Source organism: Octadecabacter sp. SW4, assembly GCF_008065155.1.
GTDB lineage: Bacteria > Pseudomonadota > Alphaproteobacteria > Rhodobacterales > Rhodobacteraceae > SW4.
Genome location: NZ_CP042819.1, coordinates 401,706 through 424,575, shown reverse-complemented (window position 1 = coordinate 424,575; position 22,870 = coordinate 401,706). Strand labels below are relative to the sequence as shown.

The following is a 22,870-nucleotide window of genomic DNA, read 5'->3' as shown; positions in this document are numbered from 1 at the left end:
CTTTGTATCAGGCAGCGGGGGCTGCGACAGACGGATACAAAAACACCGGTGTTCAGCCCTTTCAATTTTGCCGCTTTAGGCAGAACTAATCTGTCAATGAAACCACGAAAGGAAAAGATATGTCTCTTACTCACAACATTGCAGCCGCCACCGCCATCACGCTGTTCAGCGCGGTCACTGCGGTTGCAGACAACAATCATCACGGTGCCCAAGCCGGCGGTGGGGCCACTGCGACACCCCAAGCCCAAACCGGTGCCGGTGAAATGGGCGGTATGGGCGGCGCGTCCGGCATGGGCGGCATGGGCGGCGCATCCGGCATGGGCGGCACGCCCGGCATGGGCGGCATGGGCGGCATGGGCAGTATGAACGGCATGGCCAGTATGATGGCCAACCATCAGATGATGATGCAGATGATGATGCAGATGCATTCTGGCATGCAGCCAATGGGCATGAACGGCCCAGGTCACAACGCCGGGGCCGGCCGCTTTCCGATGATGGGCGCCGCGATGATGGAAGCCTTTGACGCCGACGACGACGGCGAAGTGTCGTCTGAAGAAGCGCTTGGCATGATGCAGTCCATGCGCAGTGACGCTGACTCGGATGGCGATGGCCAGTTGAATCTGCAGGAATTCGAAACCATGCACACCCGCGTGATGCGCGAAACGATGGTTGACCGGTTTCAGCTTCTTGATGCCGACGGTGACGGGGTTATCAGCGAAGACGAGCTGGCCAAGTCGGTCGATGTGATCGGCGCAGGTCGTCGTGGTAATGCGCCGATGGATGCGCAATAATACATTTGGGAACCCTAATGGGACGGCTCCGGTTATACAGGTCTCAGGATCAGCTTCGATCCTGGACACATAACCGGGCCGTCGCCCCAATAGAAACCAAAGGAGAACGATATGAGCTATACCTACAATCGCACCCTCGGCGACACCACGATTGATGATGCCGACATGCGTGTGCGCGCCGCACTCAAGGACAACGGATTTGGTGTTCTGACCGAAATCGACGTCAAAGCGACGATGAAAGAAAAGATCGACGTGGATATGCTGGGATATCGCATCCTGGGCGCATGCAATCCAAACATGGCACATCAGGCCATCGGGCTTGAGCCGCGCATCGGAGCGATGTTGCCCTGCAATGTAATCCTGCGTGAAGTCGAGGGCGGTATCGAAGTCAGCGCCGTTGATCCTGTCGCCTCGATGGCTGCCGTAGAGAATGCAGCGCTTCATGATGTGGCCGGGCAAGTGCGCGAGATGCTGAAAACCGCAATCGACGCCGCGTGAACAGACCAAGGAGAACAACCATGCCCCTGAACCGCCGTAGATTTCTGGGAACAACGTTGACAGCGCCGGTCCCGTTCCTGATCGCCAGCCCGCTTTGGGCACGGGATCACGACATATGGTCGGCGCAGGACACCTATGCTGCGATGACTGCAAACACCGCCCGCCTGGTGGATGTCCGGCGCCCTGACGAATGGCGCGACACGGGCGTTGCCGAGGGCGCTTGGCCGCTGGATATGACGGACCCGCGCTTTGGTGAAAGGCTGTTTGCCGCGCGCGAACTGGCAGATGGTCGCCCCGTCGCGCTGATTTGCCGGACAGGGCGGCGATCCGGCTTTATCATGGATCAACTGCGCCAAGGTCAGGTGCCGGGGTTTGTGGACGTGGCGGGCGGCATGTTGGGATCGCCCACCGCGACAGGCTGGATCGACAGTGACCTACCGGTTGTATCAAGTGACTCAGCTCTTTCCGTCCTTCCCTCCCTCCTCGCTTGAAGGCCAACGTTATGATTTCCAGACGAAAATTCCTTGCAGGCGCCGCCGCCCTGCCCGTCGCCATTCACCCTGTTCTTACACGGGCACAATCCGCGCGCGTGCCCTTGGCGATGCCGCCATTGCTAGACGCGACCCGAACCCGGCGTTTCAAACTTACGGCGCAGCGGGGCACGACAGATTTTCTTGATGCCGGAGCAAGCCAAACCTGGGGGTTCAACCAACCCCACCTGGGACCAACCCTGCGTCTTGCAACGGGGCAGTCTACGGCAGCCGAAGTGTTAAACACTGTTGATGAGCCGATTTCGGTTCATTGGCACGGCTTGCTGGTGCCGGGTGACGCAGATGGCGGGCCGCACCAAACGATTTCGCAGGGCGAAACCTGGGCGCCAGAACTGGCCATCACGCAGCCCGCATCAACCGCCTGGTATCACACGCATGTCCACGAAAGTACGGCACGACAGGTCCAGAAGGGGCTTGCCGGTGTCTTGCAAATCGCTGACGGACAGGACGAAGCGCGCGGGCTGCCCATTGCCTATGGCATCGACGATCTGACATTGGTACTGCAAGACCGTCGCTTTGATCGGAGTGGTCGGATTAGTTATGATTCCGGAATGGCAGACCAGATGATGGGCTTCATGGGCGATACGATGGTTGTCAACGGGCAGGTAGGCCGCACAGCCGTTGTTCCAAAGGGAATTGTGCGCTTGCGGCTGATCAATGGATCGAACGCGCGGATTTACCCGCTCTCCATGTCTGACGGGCGCGAGATGCACCTGATCGCCACCGACAACGGTTATCTGGATCGTCCCATTGCGCTGCACGATCTGACCATTGCGCCCGGCGAACGGTTTGAAGTCTTGATCGACTTTTCGGACGAGCGCGATATCGCCTTGGTTTCTGCGCCAAACCCCAATCAGATGATGGGCGGAATGATGGGCGGCGGCGGAGGTGGAACACCTTTCGTGGTGCTGCCATTTTCTGTCGATGGGGCACTGTTGGCTGCCAAGGATCGGGTTCCTGATGACATCGGCGGAAGCCTTCCGCAAGCCGATGGCACTGGCGCATCCCTGCGTGACATTTCTTTGGATATGCCGATGGGGATGGGTATGATGTTGCGGGGCGGCGGTAACCGTTTTTCTGTCAACGGCGCGGCCTTTGACATGGAGGAAATCAACTTTGATATCCCCCGTGGCACGGTCGAGCGATGGCGCATCACGGCTGATATGATGATGCATCCCTTCCATATTCACGGCGTGACGTTTCAGGTGCTGTCACAAGGCGGCCGCGCGCCTGCGACGCAAAACACCGGCTGGAAGGATACCGTTCTTGTCAATGGCAGCGCCGAGGTGTTGGTCAAGTTCGATCAGGCCGCATCGCGTGACACCCCTTTCATGTTCCACTGTCATATTCTGGAACACGAAGACGGTGGCATGATGGGGCAGTTCACGGTAGGATAACGCTAGGCTGCCTGTTGACCTTACCCTTGCTGGAAGGCCTATCTGAGGCCACGAGTCAAGCGCGTTGGGACTACATCGAGGCACGAATATGACCGATAATCTGGTGAACCGCCCTACCTTTGTCGGCGGGGCATTGTTTGCCGTCACAGTCCCGTTTCACCTGCTGCTCCCGCAGGACTATTCGATCACGCTTGCGGCGGTGACGCTGGCCCTGATCGGAGGCGCTTATATCGGTTTTGGGGCTGGCGCCGACAATTTCACGACCTTTTCGATGGAATTGGCCGTTGCCTGCCTTTTCGGTGTTGCTGCACTGGTCGGGATTTGGTGGCACTGGAGCGCGCTACCCATAGGGCTGGCCGCGCATGCTTTTTGGGACATGGCACATCATAACGGGACCTTCGGGGCGCCGGTACCGCGCTGGTATATCCCGCTTTGCGTGATCTTCGATCTGGCGGCAGCAGCGTTTCTGGTGGTTCTATATGCCTTCTGACCGAACCACACTGCTGCGCCTTGTCGGAGTCGGAGTCCTGATCGCGGCCTTGGCAGGGCTGGTTTTGGGTTGGCAGCAACTCGGCCTGCCCGAAATCGATAAACAGACCGTCATGCAATGGGTTGATCGGGCCGGTCTTTGGGGGCCGGTCCTGATCATTGGTCTGATGGTGGTCGCCATCGTCGCCACCCCCATTCCCAGCGCCCCTATCGCATTGGTAGCCGGGGCGACATATGGGCATGTGACAGGCGCAATCTTTGTCGCGATTGGTGCTGAACTGGGGGCGGTCGTCGCGTTCCTGATTGCACGATATCTTGGGCGTGCAACTGTCGAGCGGATCCTTGGCGACAAAGCCGACTATGGCTTGTTTGGGTCGCAGAACGCGTTGACGCTGACGGTATTCGGTTCCCGGCTGTTGCCATTTATTTCGTTCGACGCGATCAGCTATGCGGCCGGGCTAAGCAAATTGCATCTCTGGCGGTTCCTGATTGCGACCTTCGCAGGCATCCTGCCCGCCAGTTTTGTGCTGGCTCACGTGGGCGCAGGCGCTCTCGAGGGCAGTTACGGCGCAACAGAATGGGCCGTTCTTGGGCTTGGCCTGATCACCGCATTGCCGCTGCTCGCGGTGGCACTGCGCTGGCGCCCTTTTGCGCGCGCTGATAAGGGATCAGCGCCATGAAGGCCAAATCCGATACAGGCCGTCGAACGCTGGTCGATGCCGTGGGCACCGGCATCTTGGTCAGTGCGGGCCTTGTGGCGCTTAACGGACAAATCGCACAACTGGCTGGATCAGCATTACCGTTACTGCAATCTTCCTCGGCTTAAGGCTATACTTATACGACATCTCGTGAGCATGCGCCGTGCAGCATGGCGATGGCACCGCTGACGCGATCTAAATCAATTGGAGCAATTCATGTCTGACCACGATCACACGCACATGCAAGGACACGGCCACAATGCGATTCCCGCGGGTGCAAATACTGCCAAGGACCCGGTCTGCGGCATGACCGTCGAGATCAAGGAGGACACCCGGTCAGAAAACTACGATGGGGAAAGCCACTATTTCTGCTCGGAGAAGTGCCAAACAAAATTTCAGACCGATCCATATTTCTACGCATCCGGCAACGCGGCGTCGGTTGGCCAGCAAGCGCAGCCGGGCACCCAATGGACCTGCCCGATGCATCCCGAAATCATCCGCGACGAACCGGGTGCCTGCCCGATTTGCGGCATGGCTCTGGAATCAATTCTCCCATCGGATGAGCCTTCCGAAGAACTGACAGATTTTACACGGCGCATGTGGATTTCGTCGGTGGCAGCAGTGCCGCTGGTGATCCTGACCATGGGAGAACTATTCGGACTCCCTGTGCGCGACTGGGTGGGCCATCGCCTTGCGACCTATATCGAATTCGTGATTGCCACGCCGATCGTGCTTTGGGCGGCGCAGCCGTTCTTTGTGCGCGGCTGGGATTCCATCCGCAACAGGTCGCCAAACATGTGGACCCTGATTTCGCTCGGTGTTGGTGCAGCCTACCTCTATTCTCTGTTCGCGACGTTCTTGCCGGGTGTATTTCCGGCCGAATACCGCATGGGTGAAAGCGTGGGCACCTATTACGAAGCCGCAGTTGTGATCATCGCGTTGATCTTTGTCGGTCAGGTTCTTGAGCTGCGCGCAAGGGAACAGACCGGTGACGCAATCCGCGCGCTTCTTGATCTTGCGCCCAAGACCGCGCGGCGCATTCTGCCCGATGGAAACGAATATGATGCCCCGCTTGAAAATGTGATAACAGGCGATGTGTTGCGGGTGCGGCCCGGTGACAGCGTTCCGGTCGATGGCGAGGTTGTCGAGGGCCGGTCATCAATCGACGAAAGCATGATCACGGGCGAGCCGGTTCCGATTGAAAAAACCCAAGGCGACCGCGTTACCGGCGGAACCATCAACAAAAACGGGACGCTGGCCATTCGTGCCACGCATATCGGCGCCGATACCGTGCTGTCGCAGATTGTCGAAATGGTGGCTGGCGCGCGCCGGTCGCGAGCACCGATCCAGGGTCTGGCCGACCTTGTGTCATCAGTTTTCGTGCCCACTGTCGTGGTCATTGCGATCACCGCGTTTGTGGTCTGGTTGGCGTTTGGCCCCGATCCCGCGCTTGCCTTTGCCATTGCGTCGGCTGTGTCGGTGCTGATTATCGCGTGCCCATGTGCGCTGGGGCTGGCCACGCCGATTTCGATCACGACGGCGGCAGGGCGCGGGGCGCAGTCCGGCGTGCTGATCAAGGACGCCGAGGCGCTTGAAAGGATGGCGCGCGTCGATACTGTCATCGTCGACAAGACTGGCACCCTGACGATGGGCAAGCCCGTGTTGACGGATGTCATCCCGCTGGGTGACCTGCCCGAAGCCGATGTGCTTGCCTTGGCCGCCGCGCTGGAACGCGGGTCCGAACACCCCCTTGCCGAGGCCATTCTTGAAGGCGCAAAGGACCGTGGTGCCGAACGGCTGGACGCTACCGAATTCGAGGCCGTGACGGGAAAGGGTGTAAAAGGCCTGATCGCCAAACGGCATGTCGCCTTGGGAAATGCGGCCATGATGCAGTCCCTGTCCGTCGATACCGCGACCGGCGACGAAGCCGCCAACACCCTGCGCGCCGATGGCAAGACGGCAATGTTCATCGCCGTGGATGGCGCGCTTGCCGGTATCGTCGCCGTGGCCGACCCGATCAAGGACTCGACCGCGGGGGCGATCCGCGATCTTCACGCGCTTGGTCTGCGCATCATCATGGCAACCGGCGACAATCAACGCACCGCCGAGGCCGTGGCGGGCAAGCTTGGCATCGACGAGGTGCGCGCAGGTGTGCTGCCCGAAGACAAGAAAGATCTGGTCGAGGAGCTGCGCGCCCAAGGTGCCTATATCGCGATGGCGGGCGATGGAGTGAACGATGCCCCTGCCCTTGCCGCCGCTGACGTCGGTATCGCGATGGGCACCGGCGCGGATGTCGCTGTCGAAAGCGCCGGCATCACGCTTCTGGGCGGTGATCTTGTTGGTATTGTGCGGGCGCGCAAACTCGCCAAGGCCACGTTGCGCAACATCAAACAAAACCTGTTCTTTGCATTTGCCTATAACGCGGCCGGTGTGCCGGTCGCTGCAGGCATCCTTTATCCGGTGTTCGGGCTTCTTTTGTCGCCGATGATCGCCGCCGCGGCGATGAGCCTCTCATCGGTATCCGTAATCTCAAATGCGCTTCGCTTACGGCGGCTAAAGCTATGAGGATTGTCACGACCTTGAAGTCGATCAGATGGAAAATCACCCGGGCAGGACTACGGCAGGTTGTGAAACGCGCAGCCAAAAGCGTCCTGATCAATCATGCTTTTGTAGACGCCAACGGACACCCCTATCGTTGGCTACACAGCGATATTGAAACGTTTCTCGCTTCTGTAGAGGCCGATGTATCGGCGCTGCGCCCGCAGGCAACGCTTGATGCGCTGCCTTCCTTTGGCACCCAACTGATGGTCGAATTCGCAACCTATACGATTTCGGCCGGTCGGGTTCTGACGAACTTGGGCGTGCCGGCAGAGGTCACCCGGCAACTCGTCAGTGATCTTGGGTGGGACATATATCGACGGCTCCTTGGGCTGACGTCCGCTCCGGTCCGGATGATGGCCCGCGATCCGGGCCGCCGTATCCGCTGGACGATCCGCATGCTGCTTTGGTTTCCATTCGGCGCACATGGGGCACCCGGCTACGCAGTTGAGACCAGCCGCGACGGCGATGATATCCTGACGCATTTCACGCATTGTCCGCCGCAAACTTTGGCCCGGCGCCTTTCGGAACAGGAGGGTGATCCCGAAATTCTCGAGGTCTTTAGAAAAAGCTGGTGCACCTATGATTGGCCGGGTGCCGACCTCATTGCCGATGATGGTCACCGCGGTCACTACCGTAGAACCCGGACGCTTTCGCACGGCGACAGCGTTTGCGACATGTGCTGGATCGCCCGATCCGCCCAGCAGTAATTGGCGGTGAACCTGACCGGCCCGCCCTTATAGCAAGGCTGCTTCGCGGGCTAAGCGGACTTGTGCCAGTGCGGCACTTGTTCGCGCAACGTTTGTTCGCGCTGGCGGCGACAAATTTCGCCGATGCAGCAAATTTCAACAAACCAGCCCTGAAACCGCGTCAATCTCTCTAGCCCCGTTGCCAAATGTAGAGAACTGTCGCGCGACAATCTTCTGTCAAAGGAGCGATCCCAGATCCGACCCAACACTCGGATAGGCAGCCGTCATTGACCGAAGTTGCTTTGCCGTGAGGCCCAGCTTTATGGCCAACCCGAAAAAGTTGATCAACTCGGCGTATTCCGGGCCGAACAAGTGCGCACCAAGGATTTTGCCGTTCGACCTGTCTACGAGGATCTTCGCAGCGGCTGACGTCTCGCCGATCCGGTAGTTCGAATACCAACCGCCGGTGTCGGTGAACCGGACATCAACGTCATGCCCGGCGTCCCTTGCCTCACTTTCCAACATGCCGACACGCGCCACTTCCGGAACGGTGAAGACGGCCGTCGGAATGCCTGCGTAATCCGGCGCGATCTGCCCGTTTTTGAGCATGTTGGAGGCAGCGACCTTCCCTTCGATCACCGCGACCGGCGTCAAGGGCAGGCCGTCGGTGTCGGCGGAATCTCCGGCGGCATAGACCGCGCTATTTGTCGTGCTTTGCAGATGGGGGGCCACGACGATGCCCTTGTCACCGTAGTCAACACCAGCCGCCTCAAGATTCAGATCGGTCAGGGCAGCAACGCGGCCCGCGCCATGCACGACCAGATCGACCTCGATTGTCCGGGTCTGATCGCCCGACGTCACCTTGACCGCAAATGCTACATCGGTTTGCGAGACCGAAACGATCTCAGCCTCGCGCATCAGGTCCACGCCGATACTGGCACTGCGCTCGATCAGTAGCTCGACCAGATCGGGATCGAAGCCGCCCAAAGGACGGGCACCGCGATCCACGATGGTCGGCTTGGCTCCGGCCCGCGCGGCGATATGCGCAAACTCGAATGACACGAAGCCGCCGCCGATAAAGAGGATGCGTTCGGGAAGGGCCTCAAGGTTAAGGAAATCCGTGCTGTCGATCACGAGATCGGCTCCGGTGAAACCGAGCGGCCTGGGCATGGCACCGGCGGCCACGAGGAACCGTTCCGACCGATATGCTGTTCCATCGACCTCCAGCGTGTTGCTTCCCGTGAAGCGCGCGGCGCCATGCAGGGTTTCGACGCCGTTGCCCAACAGGCCCTTCTCCATCTTGTCCGGCACCGGGTCGGTGAAGCCACGCTTGTGTGCCATCAGATCGGCCCAGTTGATCGAAAGGTCGCCAGCGTCGATCCCCTTGCCCTGCATGAGCCGTGCCGCGTCGATGATTTCCGCACCGCGCCGCAAGATTTTCTTCGGATCGCAGCCGCGCAATGCGCAGGTGCCGCCGTAGGGCAACGCATCGACGATAGCCACACGCCATCCTGCCGCGCCACACTTGTTGGCGGCTGCCACACCTGCCATGCCCGCCCCGATGACAATCAGGTCGTAGTCTTGGCTCATTCTTTCATCCCTTGCCTGATCTTCATCCGGCACAACAGCTCAGCTTTGCCACATCCATATCAAAGGTTTGCGCCGCCAGCTTCAGCCCTTCAACCGTTGTCAGATACGGAAAGATCGTCTCGCCCAGCGCCTTGGTGGTCATGCCGAACTTCAGCGCCATAACGAGGGTCTGAATCGTATCGGACCCCTCGGGCGCGATGATCTGGCCACCAAGCAGCTGGTCGGTCTTTCTGTCGGCTACCAGCTTGATCAATCCGCGCGTGTCACGTGCGGCCAGCGCGCGCGGCACTTGATCGAGTGGCACGATGGACGTCTTGACGTCGAAGCCTGCGTCCCGAGCGCGGGTTTCGCTGAGACCGACGCCCGCGACCTGCGGATCTGAAAACACGACCCAGGGCATCGCGGCGTTGTCGTAGCGATGGTCCTCGCCAAGAACCGCGTTTCTGGCCGCGAGCTTTGCACCATAGGCCGCCATATAAACGAACTGGTCGCGGTCGGTCACGTCGCCTGCCGCATAGATACCAGGCACCGATGTCCGCATGTCATCGCCCACAACGATGGACCCGTGCGCGTCGGTTTCAACGCCGATGTCTTCCAGCCCCATACCTTCGGTATTGGCCCGCCTGCCAGCGGTCGAAACAAGGTGATCCGCCGTCACCGCGACCGGCTTTCCGTCCTGGATCACGCGCAGCGTCACGCCCGCGTCGTTGCGGCGCGCATTGTCGTAGCTCAATCCGGTGAGAAGGGTGATCCCTTCGGCCTCGAATGCTTCCGCCAATGCCTTTGAGACCTCCGGCTCCGCGCCGGGCAACAGATGCGACCGTGCGACGAGCGTGACCTTCACCCCCATGCGGCTCATCATCTGGGCGAGTTCCGCGCCGATGTAGCCCGCGCCAACGAAGATCAGGCTTTTCGGCAGGATTTCAAGTTCAAGCAGGCTGGTGCTGTCGAGCGCGCCGATTTTCTCGATCCCGTCAATGGTCGGCAGAACGGGGCGCCCGCCCGTAGCGATGATGATCTTCGGCGCTTTCAGGGTTCGCTCACCGACTGTCACGCCACCTTCGATCAGCCGCGCGGGACCGGCGTCGATGTAATCAACGCCCTCGTATTCCGGTAAAAGATCTGCATATTTCTTCTGTCGCAGCGTCGCGACCAGATCGTCCTTGGACTGAACGAGCATCGGCCAGTCGTCCACCTGCGCTTGCCCCGACAGGCCGGGGAACCTCTCGGCAGCTTTCGCACCATGCACCGCCTCTGCCGCACGGATCATCGCCTTGGACGGCACGCATCCCACGTTGACGCATGTCCCGCCAATGGTCCCGTGCCCAACGAGGGCGACACGCTTTCCACCATCAGCACCGGTGATTGCGGCCGAGAACCCCGCCGATCCGGCCCCGAGAACGATCAGGTCATAGCTGCCCGGTCCGTTGTAATTTTTGTCAGCATCTTTCATTTCAATGCGCCTCTTTCAGGTCGGTTATTGCCGCGTGGCGACACTCGGATAGATGATCGCACCGACAGCAATAAGCGGTGTTGCCATGCCAGGGATGTCGCCTGCCGCGTAGGGCCGTCTTCATTGCGTCGCTCTGTTCGATGTCATGCGACTAAGGAAAAAGGCGTAAATCCCGACAGCAACAAAAACGCCCAAAGTGATCCGCAACGCGAAACGGAACTCGATCCAGATGAAAAGCACGGATAGCGCGGCGGCTATCGCGGTCGCCCAGAGTTTCGGAGCCGGGCCTGGCCTGCCTGCGCGCAACCAGAGCGCCTGCACCACCACCGCCAGACACAAGAACAACAGCGGGAACAACACATAATCGAGCCAGCCCGTGAGCGCCGACAACCCCACGCCAGCGACGACAATGACGAGCAGCGGCGTAAAACAACAAACCGCCATAAACAGCGCGCCGGCGAGCCCGCGTTTCAACAATCGGTCGGGGTTTTCAGATGTATCCGTCAAGGGGCTGACTTTCATTGAGTTGCGTTGCGTTGAAGCGAGGTCGAGTTCTATATTCACGAGTCAATCTCGGGCAGGGCGGAAGCCGGATAACCGTTGGCAGTTACTGCCCCGATAATGATCGCTATGGCCGTTTCGGCGTCATCAAAACTCACGGTGTAAATACCCTGACCTTCCTCGAGTCCATCCTCGAAACCATTGATTTCCACTGAAGGGACGCCCCTGAGCGCGCTTGCTACGATGAAAGAACAGGACGGGCAGGTCAATTTACCAACGGTGATCTCGATCCTGCGCTCTTCTGCCAAGGCTGCAGAGGATAGCGCGGCGACGATGAATGCCGATGACAACAGTAAATACTTCATGAATTTGATCCTTGCTTATAATTTCAGGATGTATGGGGTGATGTATGGGAAGATCATCGCGACAACGACAACCGCAGACGCGGCCCAGAGGATCGCTCGCATAATGCGGCGGTCGATCGGTCGGGCGCAGGTGCCATCTGCGCAAGCCTCGGCATCTGCGGGCTTGTAGGCCTTGTAAAATCCGTATCCGATAAACGCGGCGCTGAGTGTGAAAGTATACCACTTGTAAGCATAGAGCGCCCCAAGCTGTGCGATGAACACGCCTGTTACGCCAAAGCTGACCAGCACCAGCGGCAAGATGCAGCAAGACGTCATGGCCAGCGCGCCGAGGACACCAAGGCCGGTCGCACCCCAACCCTTGGCGGTGTTATCGCCGGTTTGCTGCGGCTGAGTGAGCGGCACCTCTGCAAATTGTCGTTCCATCGAATCGTCCTTGAACTGATGTTTCCACCGTTCTAGGGTCTGTAGCTGATACAGGCTCAAGGGGTTTTTCTGCGAAATGAATAACGCACGCGTGAGGTCAATTCGGCGGGGGGAGCTCGCGGGGGTCACAGGCTGTAACCTGGAAACCATCCGCTACTACGAAAAGATCGGCATTATGCCAGACCCGCCGCGCAGCGTGAAAGGCTATCGAAGCTATGACGATACTCATGTCAAACGGTTGAAATTCGTCATGCGATCCCGCGATCTTGGCTTCACGCTTGAGGAAGTCCGCGGGCTGCTTGGGCTGGTCGATGACCAGTCCCGGACATGCGCCGAAGTTCAGATTATCGCCGAGGATCATCTGAGCGATGTTCAGGCCAAGATTGCCGATCTGCAACGCATAGAGCGCGTCTTGTCGGAAACCGTTGCGCGATGCACCGGTGATGCCGCGCCGGAATGCGCTGTTATCGACGCACTTCTTGATGCATGAGCAGCGTGATTGATCGGGGGGTTCGTGCCATCCGACGCAGAAGTAGGCATTCAATCAAGGTTTTGTCCTATTGGAAAAACCGACTTGGCCTGCGTGTGTCGGTGTAGTCGAGGATCAACGCCCATGACTCCGGGATCAAACGCCGAGGGCCGTCCGAAGGATACTGATCCTGCGCCCAGACGCCGCCCGTCGGTGGCCGCAGGCAATCACGCCGGATCTTGGCTGCTATCTGGCTGCCTAACATGGGAAGTGGTTGCCCTTTAAAGCCGAAGAGTGGCCTAACACCGCCTTGCTGACACACCAGAACGCCGCGGCGATTTCAGCAATCTGCCAATGCCTTGGTTGGCATTGGCCGTGTGTTTAGCTGTCATGCGCGCGCCAGACGGACCGGTTCATGAACCGCCCTGCTTTGACAACCCGCCGATTTGACAAATCAGGTCAAGCACCTCACCCGCCCCGCCCCCGTTTCGCAGCGAGGTCATGACGAATGGCTTGCCGTTCCGCATGCGTGTGGCATCCCGTTTCATCACATCAAGCGACGCACCGACATAGGGTGCAAGGTCGGTCTTGTTGATCACCAGCACGTCGGATCTGGTGATGGCCGGGCCGCCCTTGCGGGGGATTTCCTCGCCCGCGGCGACGTCAATCACGTAAAGGGTCAGATCGGCGAGTTCCGGGCTGAACGTGGCCGACAGATTATCACCGCCGGATTCGATCAAGATGACTGCGACGTCGGGGTGGCGTTCTTGCATTTGTTCAATCGCGGCCAAGTTGATGCTGGCATCCTCGCGGATGGCCGTGTGCGGGCAGCCGCCGGTCTCGACCCCGATAATGCGGTCGCTTGGCAGTATCTGCATCCGGGTCAAGGCCTCTGCGTCTTCCTTGGTGTAGATATCGTTGGTGACAACGCCGATGGAATGCCTTGGATGTAGCAACTGCGCCAGACGCGCAGTCAAGGTGGTCTTGCCCGCGCCCACAGGGCCACCGATGCCGATCCGAAGCGGGCCATTTAGGTGGGTCATGATTGGCAAAGCCTATGCGGTTGGACTTCGTGGCGCATGGCCGCGATGTCAGAAAGGAACGTATTGGAATAGAGATCGTCAAGCGTGGCGCCTGTCGTTTCATTGGCCGTCTGTTCGCAAACCTGTGCAAGGTCGCTGATCACCTTGTGCGCCTGTGTTTGTCCCAGCCGCATCAACCGGACGCAGGCCATCACAATGCTGCTTGCAAACGCTTGCGAATACATCGGCGCGGTAATCTCTACCGGAATGTCCAGACGCGCCGCAGCGCAGCCGACCGCGACCGGAAACAGAACCTCTGGCACGTCGATGTCCGCGATAGCGGATGTGGTCCGCGCGAATGCCGCGCCTTGGTGCAGGCTTTCTCGCAACCGCTCATGGCTGGCCGCAAAGGCGCGTGCAGTCGCATCGATTTCCATCAGTTCGGCGCGCGTTTTGCTTTGGTATGCGGCGCGCAACACGATGATGTCGGCGCGACCTGTTCCTTCGCGCAGCACGTCTCGCAACCAGATCTCAAGTGTCGTGGCATCGTGGACCCACCCTTCATCGATCGCCGCTTCCAATCCATGCGAATAGGCGAAGCTGCCAAGCGGGTAAGCACCCGACAACCACTGCTGCAGCGTGAGGATAGCGCTAGTGGTCATGCGCTGTTGCCCCATGCGCGTGGCTGTGGGTGCGCCCGTGACCATAGGCGCCACCCTCGGGGGTAAAAGGCAGCTTTGCCACCGCTACAATCGCCCCAAGGTGTCGAAGCATATCCGCGATTACCGGATCATCGCGGATCACCAGCATGTCCGGCAAGATCTGGCAGGGCGTATGGCGGTTGCCGATGTGCCAGGCAAGCTGCGTGATATTCGTTCCCGACACTTGCAGGACAGGTTCGGGCGCCGCAGCGATCTGCACGCGCGTCCCGTCCGACAGTTCCAGTGCATCGCCATGTTCAAGCGACGTTGTCTGCGCCAGATCGACCAGAAAATGCTGACCGTCGGCGGTTGCCAGCACCTTGCGCCGCAAGAATCGCGCGTCGTAGTCAAGACTGCACAGGGATGCAGGTCCGGTCCATGTGCCTGCGCGCAAACGCGACTGCGCGACGGGTAGATCTATCATCGCATCCTCTTTCAAAACAGGAAATACCGTTGGGCCATCGGCAATTCCGACGCCGGTTCGCAGGTCAGCAACTCGCCGTCCGCCCGGACCTCATAGGTTTCGGGGTGAACCTCGATTTGCGGCAGCGCGTCGTTCAGGATCAAGTCGCGTTTACCAATGTTACGTGTGTTTTCCACGGCGACGGTCTGCTTGGACAGGCCCAGCGTGTCGCCGATGCCGTCCGCTTGGGCGGCGGCGCTGACAAAGGTGACGGCCGTCTGCGCAACGGCACCACCCATCGCCCCGAACATAGGTCGCGAATAGACAGGCTGCGGCGTCGGGATCGATGCATTCGCATCGCCCATTTGCGCACAGACGATCATGCCGCCCATCAGCACCATTTCCGGTTTCACCCCGAAAAATGCCGGATTCCACAAGACGAGATCCGCACGTTTGCCTTCTGTGATGGACCCTATCTCGCGACTCATCCCATGGGCGATGGCGGGGTTGATCGTATATTTCGCGATGTAGCGGCGCACGCGAAAATTGTCGTTCTCACCGGTTTCTTCGGCCAACCTGCCGCGCTGTTTCTTCATCTTGTCGGCTGTTTGCCATGTGCGGATCAACACCTCGCCGACGCGACCCATCGCCTGACTGTCGCTGGCGATGATCGAAAATGCGCCCATGTCGTGAAGAATATCCTCGGCGGCAATTGTCTCGCGCCGGATACGGCTTTCGGCAAAGGCCACGTCCTCGGGGATGGACTTGTCCAGATGATGACAGACCATCAGCATGTCGAGGTGTTCTTCCAGCGTGTTCACCGTGAAGGGCCGCGTCGGATTGGTCGAACTGGGCAGCACATTGGCGTCGCCACAGATCTTGATGATGTCTGGCGCATGGCCGCCGCCCGCACCTTCGGTGTGGAAGGCGTGGATCGTGCGGCCCTTCATCGCCGCAACAGTCGTTTCGACGAAACCAGATTCGTTCAGCGTGTCGGTATGGATCATCACCTGCACGTCCATGTCATCAGCGACGGACAGGCAGCAATCAATCGCCGCGGGTGTTGTCCCCCAATCTTCATGCAGTTTGAGCGCACATGCACCCGCCGTGACCATTTCGACGAGGGCTTCGGGTTGCGAGGCATTGCCTTTGCCGGACAGTCCGATGTTCATCGGAACGGCATCGATCGCCTGAAGCATGCGGCCGATGTGCCACGGCCCGGGGGTGCAGGTCGTGGCCAGCGTCCCATGCGCGGGACCGGTGCCGCCGCCCAGCATTGTGGTCACGCCGGAATGCAGTGCATCATCCATCTGTTGCGGACAAATGAAGTGGATGTGTGAATCAAACCCGCCCGCTGTCAGGATGCGCCCTTCTGCGGCGATTACTTCAGTACTGGGGCCGATGACAATATCTACACGCGGTTGCGTGTCCGGGTTGCCTGCCTTACCGATCTTGTGGATCCGGCCATCGCGAAGGCCTACGTCAGCCTTGTAAATACCGGAATGATCGACGATCAGCGCGTTGGTAATGACGGTATCTACGGCACCCCCCGCTCGCGTGACCTGGGATTGGCCCATGCCGTCGCGGATGACCTTGCCGCCACCGAACTTGACCTCTTCGCCATAGGTCGTCAGATCGCGCTCGACCTCGATGATCAGGTCGGTATCCGCCAGCCGCAGGCGGTCGCCGGTGGTCGGTCCGAACATGGCGGCATATTCCGCACGTTTGATGAGGGCGGGCATTACAGCTCTCCCATGACGGTCGCGTTGAACCCGAATACACGTCGTGCGCCGCTGAGCGGGATCAGGACGACTTCGCGACGCTGGCCGGGTTCAAACCGCACCGCAGTCCCCGCGGCAATGTCCAGCCGCTGGCCATATGCGGCTGCGCGATCAAACTCCAACGCGGCATTGCTCTCGGCAAAGTGGTAGTGGCTGCCAACCTGCACCGGCCTGTCGCCGGCGTTGGCCACCATCAGCGTGGTTTGCGGGCGGCCGTCGTTCAGTGTCAGGTGGCCCTCTTTCGGAAAGACTTGTCCGGGGATCATTGCGGGTTCCTATCTGATTGGGTTGTGAACGGTGACCAGTTTTGTGCCGTCGCGAAATGTTGCCTCGACCTGCACGTCGGGAATCATTTCGGCGATGCCGTCCATGCATTGATCACGCGACAGGATGGTCGCACCATGCGTCATCATATCGGCCACGGACCTGCCATCGCGCGCACCTTCGACAACCGCGTCGGTGATCAGGGCGATGGCCTCGGGATGGTTCAGCTTGACACCACGTGCCAGCCGCTTGCGCGCCACTTCGGCAGCCATCGCAATGATCAGTTTATCCTTTTCGCGCGGGGTTAGTTGCATTCAAAGTCTCCATGACTTGGGAAGTGGCGCCTTTGACAGACGCTCGAGAATTGGAATCAGGGACTGACGCAGGACATAGGTATCGCGCGCCACGATCCTGACGACCAGCAGGCCCTTGGCAAGCAGGGATGCCCCACCGAACTGGGGCAGATGCGACCGCACCGCGCCAAGATGCCCTTCGGCGTCGGGTGCGGCATAAACGATGCTGGCCATAGCGTTGGCCCCCTGCGCAACTGCGCCTTGCGCCAGCTTTTCCGAACCGTTCCCAGCGAACGTAACGCCGTCCAGGTAGATGGGGCGACCGTTGCGGTGGATGGATATCCGGTCCCTGAACCGTATACTGTCCAGGGTCTCGCCCATCGCCATGCGTCCAAAGGCTACGGTCTCCACCAACAGTGCCGTGGCGGATGGTGCCAATGCGACGTTCAAGCTGCGATCAAGATCGCAGCCGTCATACAGGATCAATTCCTGCGGCAACCACGCCAGCATTGCGTCATCATCGACAGAGATGTCGGTTGATATGCGCCCTGTCTCAAAGGGTTGTGCGCGGTAGGCGCGCTCGGCTGCTTGCGTCGTCAGGCTGAGGGCACAACCCTGGCCGACCCTTGCGCGGATCGCAATCCGGTCGCCGCCGGTCACGCCTCCGGATGTGTTGATCAGCACCGCATCAAGTGCACCAGCACTACGCGGAAACAGGACGCGCATACACCCGGATTGATGTAAGGTATCGATGACGCTGGCCTTGCCACGCCGCTTGGCCGAGAGAACCGCGGCCCCCTTTGAACGGGGTTGTGTGGTTGATAGGCTGTCAAACATGCAGGTGTCGCAGGATCCCGAGTGCGGTCTTGACTTTATATGCCTGGCAGGGTCGGCGCCGCCAGCGCGATGCCGTGCTGAAGCGCTTGGTCGACCGCTCAGCGCAAAAAGCAAGCGATATAGAAAGAATCGCCCATATTTCGGGCAGTTTGAGAACTCGATGCCCGGTGCGTCGCCCTCGACTCATCTTGACCAGGCTGCACGACGTGTCCGCGCAAATCGTGCGGCGCATCTGTGCAAACTGCGCGACTAACAGGCGTGTGTGCGAAAAGATGGTCAAACTTTGAGCGAAGGTGCGTGCGTTTCCAGAATTGTTGATGACGTGACTGGGAGTCCGCGATCGGCTTTGACCTAGTGATCCCTGATAACCACACCGCTGAAAGAGGACACATGATGCTATTTGGTAAAACGCTTCTGGCGACTGTCGCAGCCCTGCTGACTTCACCGGCATTCGCGCAAACAGAGATGCCGTTTGCGCTGGACTGGAAGTTTGAGGGGCCGGCAGCCCCTTATTTTCAGGCCCTCGATGCGGGGTATTTTTCAGATGCCGGCCTTGCCGTGACGATCAATGAAGGGGCCGGTTCCCTTGACGCAATCCCGAAGGTGGCAACTGGGGCGTTTCCGGTCGGCTTTGCCGATATCAATTCGCTGATGCGTTTTCTTGACCAGAACCCCGGCGCGCCGATCACGGCCGTTATGATGGTCTATGACAAACCGCCCTTTGCCGTGATCGGTCGCCGGTCATTGGGGATCGAAGCCCCAGAGGATTTGATGGGCAAGGTCTTGGGCGCTCCGCCACCCGATGGCGCATGGGCGCAGTTCCCGATCTTTGCCGCGGAAACCGGTATTGATATGTCCGAAATTACTGTCGAAGACGTCGGGTTTCCAACCCGGGAGCCGATGTTGGCCGAGGGCAACGTCGCCGCGATCACCGGTTTTTCATTTTCATCGACGTTGAACCTGATGCGCCTTGGCATTCCCGCCGATGACATATCGGTCCTGCTGATGGCGGACTATGGCGTTGATCTTTATGGCAACGCGATTATCGTGAATACCGATTTTGCCGACTCCAACCCCGCGCAGGTCACCGCATTTCTGGCTGCTATCGCGATGGGCTGGAAGGACGCGATTGCGGATCCTGACACCGCCATTGCCGCACTGATGGAACGCAACCCGGCCGCTGATCCCGCGCTTGAGGCCGAGCGCCTGCAAATGGCGATCGATGCCAACGTCCTGACCGATTTCGTGATCGCAAACGGCATCGGCTCTATCGATGATGAGCGCATGATGAGCGCGATCGCACAAACGAAATCGGTCTATACGTTCCAGAGCGAGCCCGACGCCGCGTTGTATTTCGACCCAAGCTATCTGCCGACCGACGGCAGCCTGATGCTGCAGTAACAACCTATCGGGGCCGTGTCCAAGCGCGGGGACGGCCCCGGCTGCCAGGGGTAAATACCATCGAAAATCTCATAGAAATAAAAGCGGTGACCCACGCCTATCAGACTGCGGGCGGGCCTTTGCCCGTGCTTGACGGGTTGGATGTCTCCGTCCCCGAAGGCACATTTGCAGCTGTCGTCGGACCGTCGGGATGCGGAAAATCCACATTGACCCGCCTTGTCGCAGGGCTGATGAAGCCTGATGCAGGCGAAGTCTGGCTACATGGCGAACGTGTAAAGGGCCCCCGCAAGACCGTCGGGATGGCGTTTCAGAACCCCGTGCTATTGGAGTGGCGCACGATCCTCGACAACGTGGTCCTGCCGCTTGAAATCGTTGCGCCCAAGATGCCCAAGGCGTCACGGATCGACCGCGCGATGGCATTGCTTGAAATGGTCGGGCTGCTTGGGTTCGAACACAAGCGCCCTTCGGAATTGTCGGGGGGTATGCGCCAGCGCGCGTCACTGTGCAGGTCGCTTGTCCACAAGCCCGATGTGTTGATCATGGACGAACCGTTCGGGGCACTGGATGCCTTCACCCGCGAAGACCTGTGGCAGACAATGCGCGACCTGCGCCGTGCGGAACCGTTTACGGCAGTTCTGATTACGCATGATCTGCGCGAAAGCGTTTTTCTGGGGGATCAGGTGATCGTCCTGTCCGGTCGGCCAGCACGGACGCAATACGTGATGGATATCGATTTGCCAGAGGATCGCACCCTGGACGTGCTGTTCACTCCAACCGCAGCCGATATGCTGCACATCTTGCGCGACCAGATCAAGATTGCACAGGGCCGCGCCGAGGCGGACCACTGATGCTATTCAAGATCGCGACACCCGTGCTCGCCATCCTCGTGTTCCTTGGACTGTGGGAAATGTTGGTTTGGGTCAACGACTGGCCGAACTACAAGATGGCTTCCCCCTCCGACTTGCCACCGGCATTCTGGAACTTCAAATATCTGTTCCTGATCATGGGCTGGCAAACCCTTTGGCGCACCGTCGCGGGTTTGATGCTGGCTGTGGTGTTCGGCACCTTGATCGGCATGATCATCGGTTTTTCAAAGGTCGCCCGCAATGCACTTTATCCATTGCTGGTAGGCTTCAACGCTATTCCCAAAGCAACGCTGGTGCCTGTCATCTCGCTCATCTTTATCGGGCAACATGACTTCAACACGGTGCTGATGGCCTTTATGATTTCGTTTTTCCCGATTGCCGTGTCGGTCGGGATTGGGCTGTCCACGCTGGAGCCCGAATACCGTGACATACTGCGCGCGCTCGGCGCATCACGGTATACGATCTTTCGCAAGATCGCGTTGCCCAAGACCTTGCCGGAATTCTTTGGGGCACTGAAAGTATCGGCGACCCTGGCGTTCATTGGCACCAATCTGGTCGAGATCGTGAGCCCACATGGCCGCGGCCTTGGGGCGCTATTCAAATCGGGCGAAACCAATGGGGATTATCCCCTGATGTTCGCGGTTTTGATTGCCCTCGCCTTTCTGGGCATCATTTTATACTACGCCGTTATTTTTCTGGAACGCATCTTTGCCGGTTGGGCGGATCGAGAGGGAAGCTGAGAAGCGCGCGCGCAAACTATAATCCCTGTGGCCGCGGCCCCTCGTGACGGACACCGGATTTTCGCGTCAAATCCCGAACCAACAGTCAGCGGGCTCAGAAGTCTTCACCATTCAACAACACGTCGTCGAAAGGGAGGCGGCATGGCCTCTTCCCTCGGACAAGATGAATTCACAAGATCGCATCCTCGGATTGTCTGACGTCAGACACACTGACACTAAGATCGACCTCATCTAACGTCTGATCACCCCAATACTCGTTGTCAGTTGCTCGGATGAATTGCCATTGCCGCTGGGTCCATTCAATGAAAGCCAAGTCTTGATAAAATTCTGCGTTTGGGCCTAGAAAATCCGCGACACTATTGACGCCATGCTTTCCTGTCCAATTCCATGTACTTGGATCGCTGCCGCTGCTTGCCTCAATTCAACCAATGTCCAGCAACGCGATTCTTTCAGACTGGTATGCTCCCAACCGAAGCCCGCCTTGAAAAGAATAGTCATTGTCACTTTCTCGGTAACCTACAGATTGGATAAACGCCGCAAGGTTCTTATTAGCGAAGCTATCAATTAGGTTTTGTGTCTGCTCAAATGAAGCCAATTCTCAATCCTCAATTCGATATTCATTCTTGCCTGATCTATAAAGCGCGACCGGGTCTACAAAAAAGTCTGAAGCCCCAAAACGAAGTGCGATTCCCAAACCTCCTCGGTCGAAGACGAAGATAGGTTCCAGACTGATCGGCAGGATGGTTGCTGTTTCGTATGAGGCGGAACCATCACTAGCTAGTTCGCTTAGGAAAATATAGTTTGCGCATCCGACGCTGCCGCACCATTCGAAGTTGCGAACTCTCAATATGAGATCCAGTTTCCCATCACGGTTTATGTCGAGCCACGCATACTCAAGACCACCCCGACTCCGGTCTTTTTGATCAGGGAACAGTTCTGTATTTACGCGAGCGAAATGCTCACAAACTTCAGGTATTGGACTAAGGGCAATCTGGCAGATTTGAGCGTCAACAATTTCACTGGATAGTCTGACTTCCCACGAGTATTCTGAATGAATGTCCGCCAATGAAGCAATCGGTAATGCAAGAAGGATAAGACCACAGAGTTTATTTCTAACTAAGATTTTGAGAAGCCTAAATTCAATTGCTGGGTCGCCGCTAAATTGCCCGAAATACGAACTCTGCATGATGGTCGCCACATCCCCAAATGTCATCAGAAGTTCAATTTCGTTGCTTTCTTAGCGACGATGTTATCTGTGCTCAGCTGGAGGTTGCAGCCCTAAACTCATTGCTTTGAGCATCATTCTCTGTCGCCAATGTTCGAATTGGCATAGTGCTGAGGCTATTAGGTGTCGATCTATTAGGCCTATCGCATATGATTAGCTGACTGTCCGTCGTCAGGGTTTTTGGAACCAATGGCGGCCTAAACTAAGAGAGAGTTCGGCTCATCTGGTTAATGTGATTATGCGGCGCGTTGGCTGTGATGCAAGCGTCTCGCTTCGAGCGTCTTCTGTTTGATCCTTTCCCTTTGTTCCAGAATGGCTTTGTCGCGCCCGAAGTAGACATTGGCTTCCGAATGTCTGTCTCATCTCCACTCCTTGACGGTTACGATGAACCAGAAATCCTCCTGATGCCAATCCCTCAAATCTGCCCCACAGGTGCTGACGTCAGACACACGCTTGTGAGCGTTATCAAGTATTTGTGTGGTGTGTCACAAACCTTCGATTCTTTTTGCAGCTAAATCTTCACGAAACAAAAAGAATCGCGTCATTCAGTTCTGACCCAATATGAAGAGCGGCCCTTCGTCGAAGCGGCGGCGAAGGTGTAAAAGGGCCCAACCCGGTCATCGTGATTTCTTGTTGCCTGCGCTCGCAGCGCCAAAATTGCGGCGCATGCAAAGAAATCCGTGCCGCCATGCGGCGCAAAAACCGATCATTCGAACTTTCTGCCGCGAGAACAAATTGCTCAAGGATCAAGTTGCGGGACTTAGTTATGCTTCCCGCAGCGGTCGGCAGTAGAGAACCCGGCTTGATCAATGCTGCAAAGCGCAT

General features: G+C 58.5%; 26 protein-coding genes. 12 read left to right on the top strand and 14 right to left on the bottom strand.

What is annotated here, in order from left to right; translation table 11 throughout:
- The first annotated feature begins 119 nt into the window (after nucleotides 1–119).
- From FTO60_RS17805 to FTO60_RS02155, 8 genes are all read left to right on the top strand, one after another.
- Complete coding sequence (locus tag FTO60_RS17805; RefSeq protein ID WP_197738509.1) at nucleotides 120–791, top strand: EF-hand domain-containing protein; 672 nt, start codon at nucleotides 120–122, stop codon at nucleotides 789–791.
- 111 nt (nucleotides 792–902) lie between these two features.
- Nucleotides 903–1,289, top strand: a complete 387-nt coding sequence (locus FTO60_RS02185) for a DUF302 domain-containing protein (protein ID WP_148054433.1) — start codon at nucleotides 903–905, stop codon at nucleotides 1,287–1,289.
- Nucleotides 1,290–1,309: 20 nt separating this feature from the next.
- Nucleotides 1,310–1,780 carry a rhodanese-like domain-containing protein gene (locus FTO60_RS02180; protein WP_148054432.1) on the top strand — a complete coding sequence of 157 codons (471 nt, stop codon included), beginning with the start codon at nucleotides 1,310–1,312 and terminating at the stop codon, nucleotides 1,778–1,780.
- 11 nt (nucleotides 1,781–1,791) lie between these two features.
- Nucleotides 1,792–3,237, top strand: coding sequence for a multicopper oxidase domain-containing protein (locus FTO60_RS02175; RefSeq protein ID WP_148054431.1), 1,446 nt, complete (start codon nucleotides 1,792–1,794; stop codon nucleotides 3,235–3,237).
- 88 nt (nucleotides 3,238–3,325) lie between these two features.
- Nucleotides 3,326–3,727 (top strand): DUF6010 family protein, encoded by a 402-nt coding sequence (locus FTO60_RS02170; protein WP_148054430.1) that lies wholly within the window; start codon nucleotides 3,326–3,328, stop codon nucleotides 3,725–3,727.
- Nucleotides 3,717–4,406 (top strand): TVP38/TMEM64 family protein, encoded by a 690-nt coding sequence (locus FTO60_RS02165; RefSeq protein WP_148054429.1) that lies wholly within the window; start codon nucleotides 3,717–3,719, stop codon nucleotides 4,404–4,406. Before FTO60_RS02170 ends, FTO60_RS02165 begins: the two co-directional genes overlap by 11 nt.
- 258 nt (nucleotides 4,407–4,664) lie before the next feature.
- On the top strand, nucleotides 4,665–6,989 hold the full coding sequence (locus FTO60_RS02160) for a heavy metal translocating P-type ATPase (RefSeq protein ID WP_148057017.1): 2,325 nt from the start codon (nucleotides 4,665–4,667) through the stop codon (nucleotides 6,987–6,989).
- 62 nt (nucleotides 6,990–7,051) lie between these two features.
- Nucleotides 7,052–7,732 (top strand): hypothetical protein, encoded by a 681-nt coding sequence (locus FTO60_RS02155; protein WP_172623778.1) that lies wholly within the window; start codon nucleotides 7,052–7,054, stop codon nucleotides 7,730–7,732.
- A gap of 216 nt (nucleotides 7,733–7,948) precedes the next feature.
- Here the strand turns inward: FTO60_RS02155 and FTO60_RS02150 are convergent, their stop codons facing one another.
- The 5 genes from FTO60_RS02150 to FTO60_RS02130 all read right to left on the bottom strand — a co-directional run bounded on the left by FTO60_RS02150 (nucleotide 7,949) and on the right by FTO60_RS02130 (nucleotide 12,043).
- The gene (locus tag FTO60_RS02150) at nucleotides 7,949–9,301 is read right to left on the bottom strand and encodes an NAD(P)/FAD-dependent oxidoreductase (protein WP_148054427.1); all 1,353 of its coding nucleotides are present in this window, start codon (nucleotides 9,299–9,301) and stop codon (nucleotides 7,949–7,951) included.
- Nucleotides 9,302–9,323: 22 nt separating this feature from the next.
- Nucleotides 9,324–10,754, bottom strand: coding sequence for a mercury(II) reductase (gene merA / locus FTO60_RS02145; RefSeq protein WP_148054426.1), 1,431 nt, complete (start codon nucleotides 10,752–10,754; stop codon nucleotides 9,324–9,326).
- Nucleotides 10,755–10,874: 120 nt separating this feature from the next.
- On the bottom strand, nucleotides 10,875–11,318 hold the full coding sequence (gene merF / locus FTO60_RS02140; RefSeq protein WP_254696865.1) for a mercury resistance system transport protein MerF: 444 nt from the start codon (nucleotides 11,316–11,318) through the stop codon (nucleotides 10,875–10,877).
- Nucleotides 11,315–11,620 carry a periplasmic mercury ion-binding protein gene (locus FTO60_RS02135; RefSeq protein ID WP_148054425.1) on the bottom strand — a complete coding sequence of 102 codons (306 nt, stop codon included), beginning with the start codon at nucleotides 11,618–11,620 and terminating at the stop codon, nucleotides 11,315–11,317. The genes merF and FTO60_RS02135 overlap by 4 nt, the downstream gene beginning before the upstream one ends.
- Before the next feature lie 15 nt (nucleotides 11,621–11,635).
- On the bottom strand, nucleotides 11,636–12,043 hold the full coding sequence (locus FTO60_RS02130; RefSeq protein WP_148054424.1) for a mercuric transporter MerT family protein: 408 nt from the start codon (nucleotides 12,041–12,043) through the stop codon (nucleotides 11,636–11,638).
- Between the two features lie 76 nt (nucleotides 12,044–12,119).
- Between FTO60_RS02130 and FTO60_RS02125 the strand changes: the two genes are divergently transcribed.
- On the top strand, nucleotides 12,120–12,533 hold the full coding sequence (locus FTO60_RS02125; RefSeq protein ID WP_172623777.1) for a helix-turn-helix domain-containing protein: 414 nt from the start codon (nucleotides 12,120–12,122) through the stop codon (nucleotides 12,531–12,533).
- Between the two features lie 392 nt (nucleotides 12,534–12,925).
- On the opposite strand, the gene ureG is transcribed toward FTO60_RS02125, so the two are convergent.
- Genes ureG through FTO60_RS02090 form a run of 7 tightly spaced genes read right to left on the bottom strand, consistent with a single transcriptional unit; the run spans nucleotide 12,926 to nucleotide 17,702 of the window.
- Nucleotides 12,926–13,555, bottom strand: a complete 630-nt coding sequence (gene ureG / locus FTO60_RS02120) for an urease accessory protein UreG (protein ID WP_148054423.1) — start codon at nucleotides 13,553–13,555, stop codon at nucleotides 12,926–12,928.
- Nucleotides 13,552–14,196: an urease accessory protein UreF gene (locus FTO60_RS02115; protein ID WP_148054422.1), complete on the bottom strand. Its 645-nt coding sequence runs from the start codon at nucleotides 14,194–14,196 to the stop codon at nucleotides 13,552–13,554. Before FTO60_RS02115 ends, ureG begins: the two co-directional genes overlap by 4 nt.
- Nucleotides 14,186–14,659, bottom strand: coding sequence for an urease accessory protein UreE (locus FTO60_RS02110; RefSeq protein WP_148054421.1), 474 nt, complete (start codon nucleotides 14,657–14,659; stop codon nucleotides 14,186–14,188). The genes FTO60_RS02115 and FTO60_RS02110 overlap by 11 nt, the downstream gene beginning before the upstream one ends.
- 11 nt (nucleotides 14,660–14,670) lie before the next feature.
- Nucleotides 14,671–16,380, bottom strand: a complete 1,710-nt coding sequence (ureC, locus tag FTO60_RS02105) for an urease subunit alpha (protein WP_148054420.1) — start codon at nucleotides 16,378–16,380, stop codon at nucleotides 14,671–14,673.
- Nucleotides 16,380–16,685 (bottom strand): urease subunit beta, encoded by a 306-nt coding sequence (locus FTO60_RS02100; protein ID WP_148054419.1) that lies wholly within the window; start codon nucleotides 16,683–16,685, stop codon nucleotides 16,380–16,382. The genes ureC and FTO60_RS02100 overlap by 1 nt, the downstream gene beginning before the upstream one ends.
- A gap of 9 nt (nucleotides 16,686–16,694) precedes the next feature.
- Nucleotides 16,695–16,997: an urease subunit gamma gene (locus tag FTO60_RS02095; protein WP_148054418.1), complete on the bottom strand. Its 303-nt coding sequence runs from the start codon at nucleotides 16,995–16,997 to the stop codon at nucleotides 16,695–16,697.
- The gene (locus FTO60_RS02090) at nucleotides 16,998–17,702 is read right to left on the bottom strand and encodes an urease accessory protein UreD (RefSeq protein WP_254696864.1); all 705 of its coding nucleotides are present in this window, start codon (nucleotides 17,700–17,702) and stop codon (nucleotides 16,998–17,000) included.
- A 504-nt stretch (nucleotides 17,703–18,206) separates the two neighbouring features.
- Here FTO60_RS02090 and FTO60_RS02085 point away from each other — a divergent pair.
- Genes FTO60_RS02085 through FTO60_RS02075 form a run of 3 tightly spaced genes read left to right on the top strand, consistent with a single transcriptional unit; the run spans nucleotide 18,207 to nucleotide 20,820 of the window.
- Nucleotides 18,207–19,214, top strand: a complete 1,008-nt coding sequence (locus tag FTO60_RS02085) for an ABC transporter substrate-binding protein (protein WP_254696931.1) — start codon at nucleotides 18,207–18,209, stop codon at nucleotides 19,212–19,214.
- Nucleotides 19,215–19,273: 59 nt separating this feature from the next.
- A complete protein-coding gene (locus FTO60_RS02080; RefSeq protein ID WP_148054415.1) occupies nucleotides 19,274–20,062 on the top strand; it encodes an ABC transporter ATP-binding protein in 789 nt (262 codons plus the stop codon).
- On the top strand, nucleotides 20,062–20,820 hold the full coding sequence (locus FTO60_RS02075; RefSeq protein ID WP_148054414.1) for an ABC transporter permease: 759 nt from the start codon (nucleotides 20,062–20,064) through the stop codon (nucleotides 20,818–20,820). The genes FTO60_RS02080 and FTO60_RS02075 overlap by 1 nt, the downstream gene beginning before the upstream one ends.
- A gap of 598 nt (nucleotides 20,821–21,418) precedes the next feature.
- Here the strand turns inward: FTO60_RS02075 and FTO60_RS02070 are convergent.
- Nucleotides 21,419–22,033, bottom strand: coding sequence for a hypothetical protein (locus tag FTO60_RS02070; protein WP_148054413.1), 615 nt, complete (start codon nucleotides 22,031–22,033; stop codon nucleotides 21,419–21,421).
- Nucleotides 22,034–22,564: 531 nt separating this feature from the next.
- Nucleotides 22,565–22,870 (bottom strand): hypothetical protein, encoded by a 306-nt coding sequence (locus FTO60_RS02065; RefSeq protein WP_148054412.1) that lies wholly within the window; start codon nucleotides 22,868–22,870, stop codon nucleotides 22,565–22,567.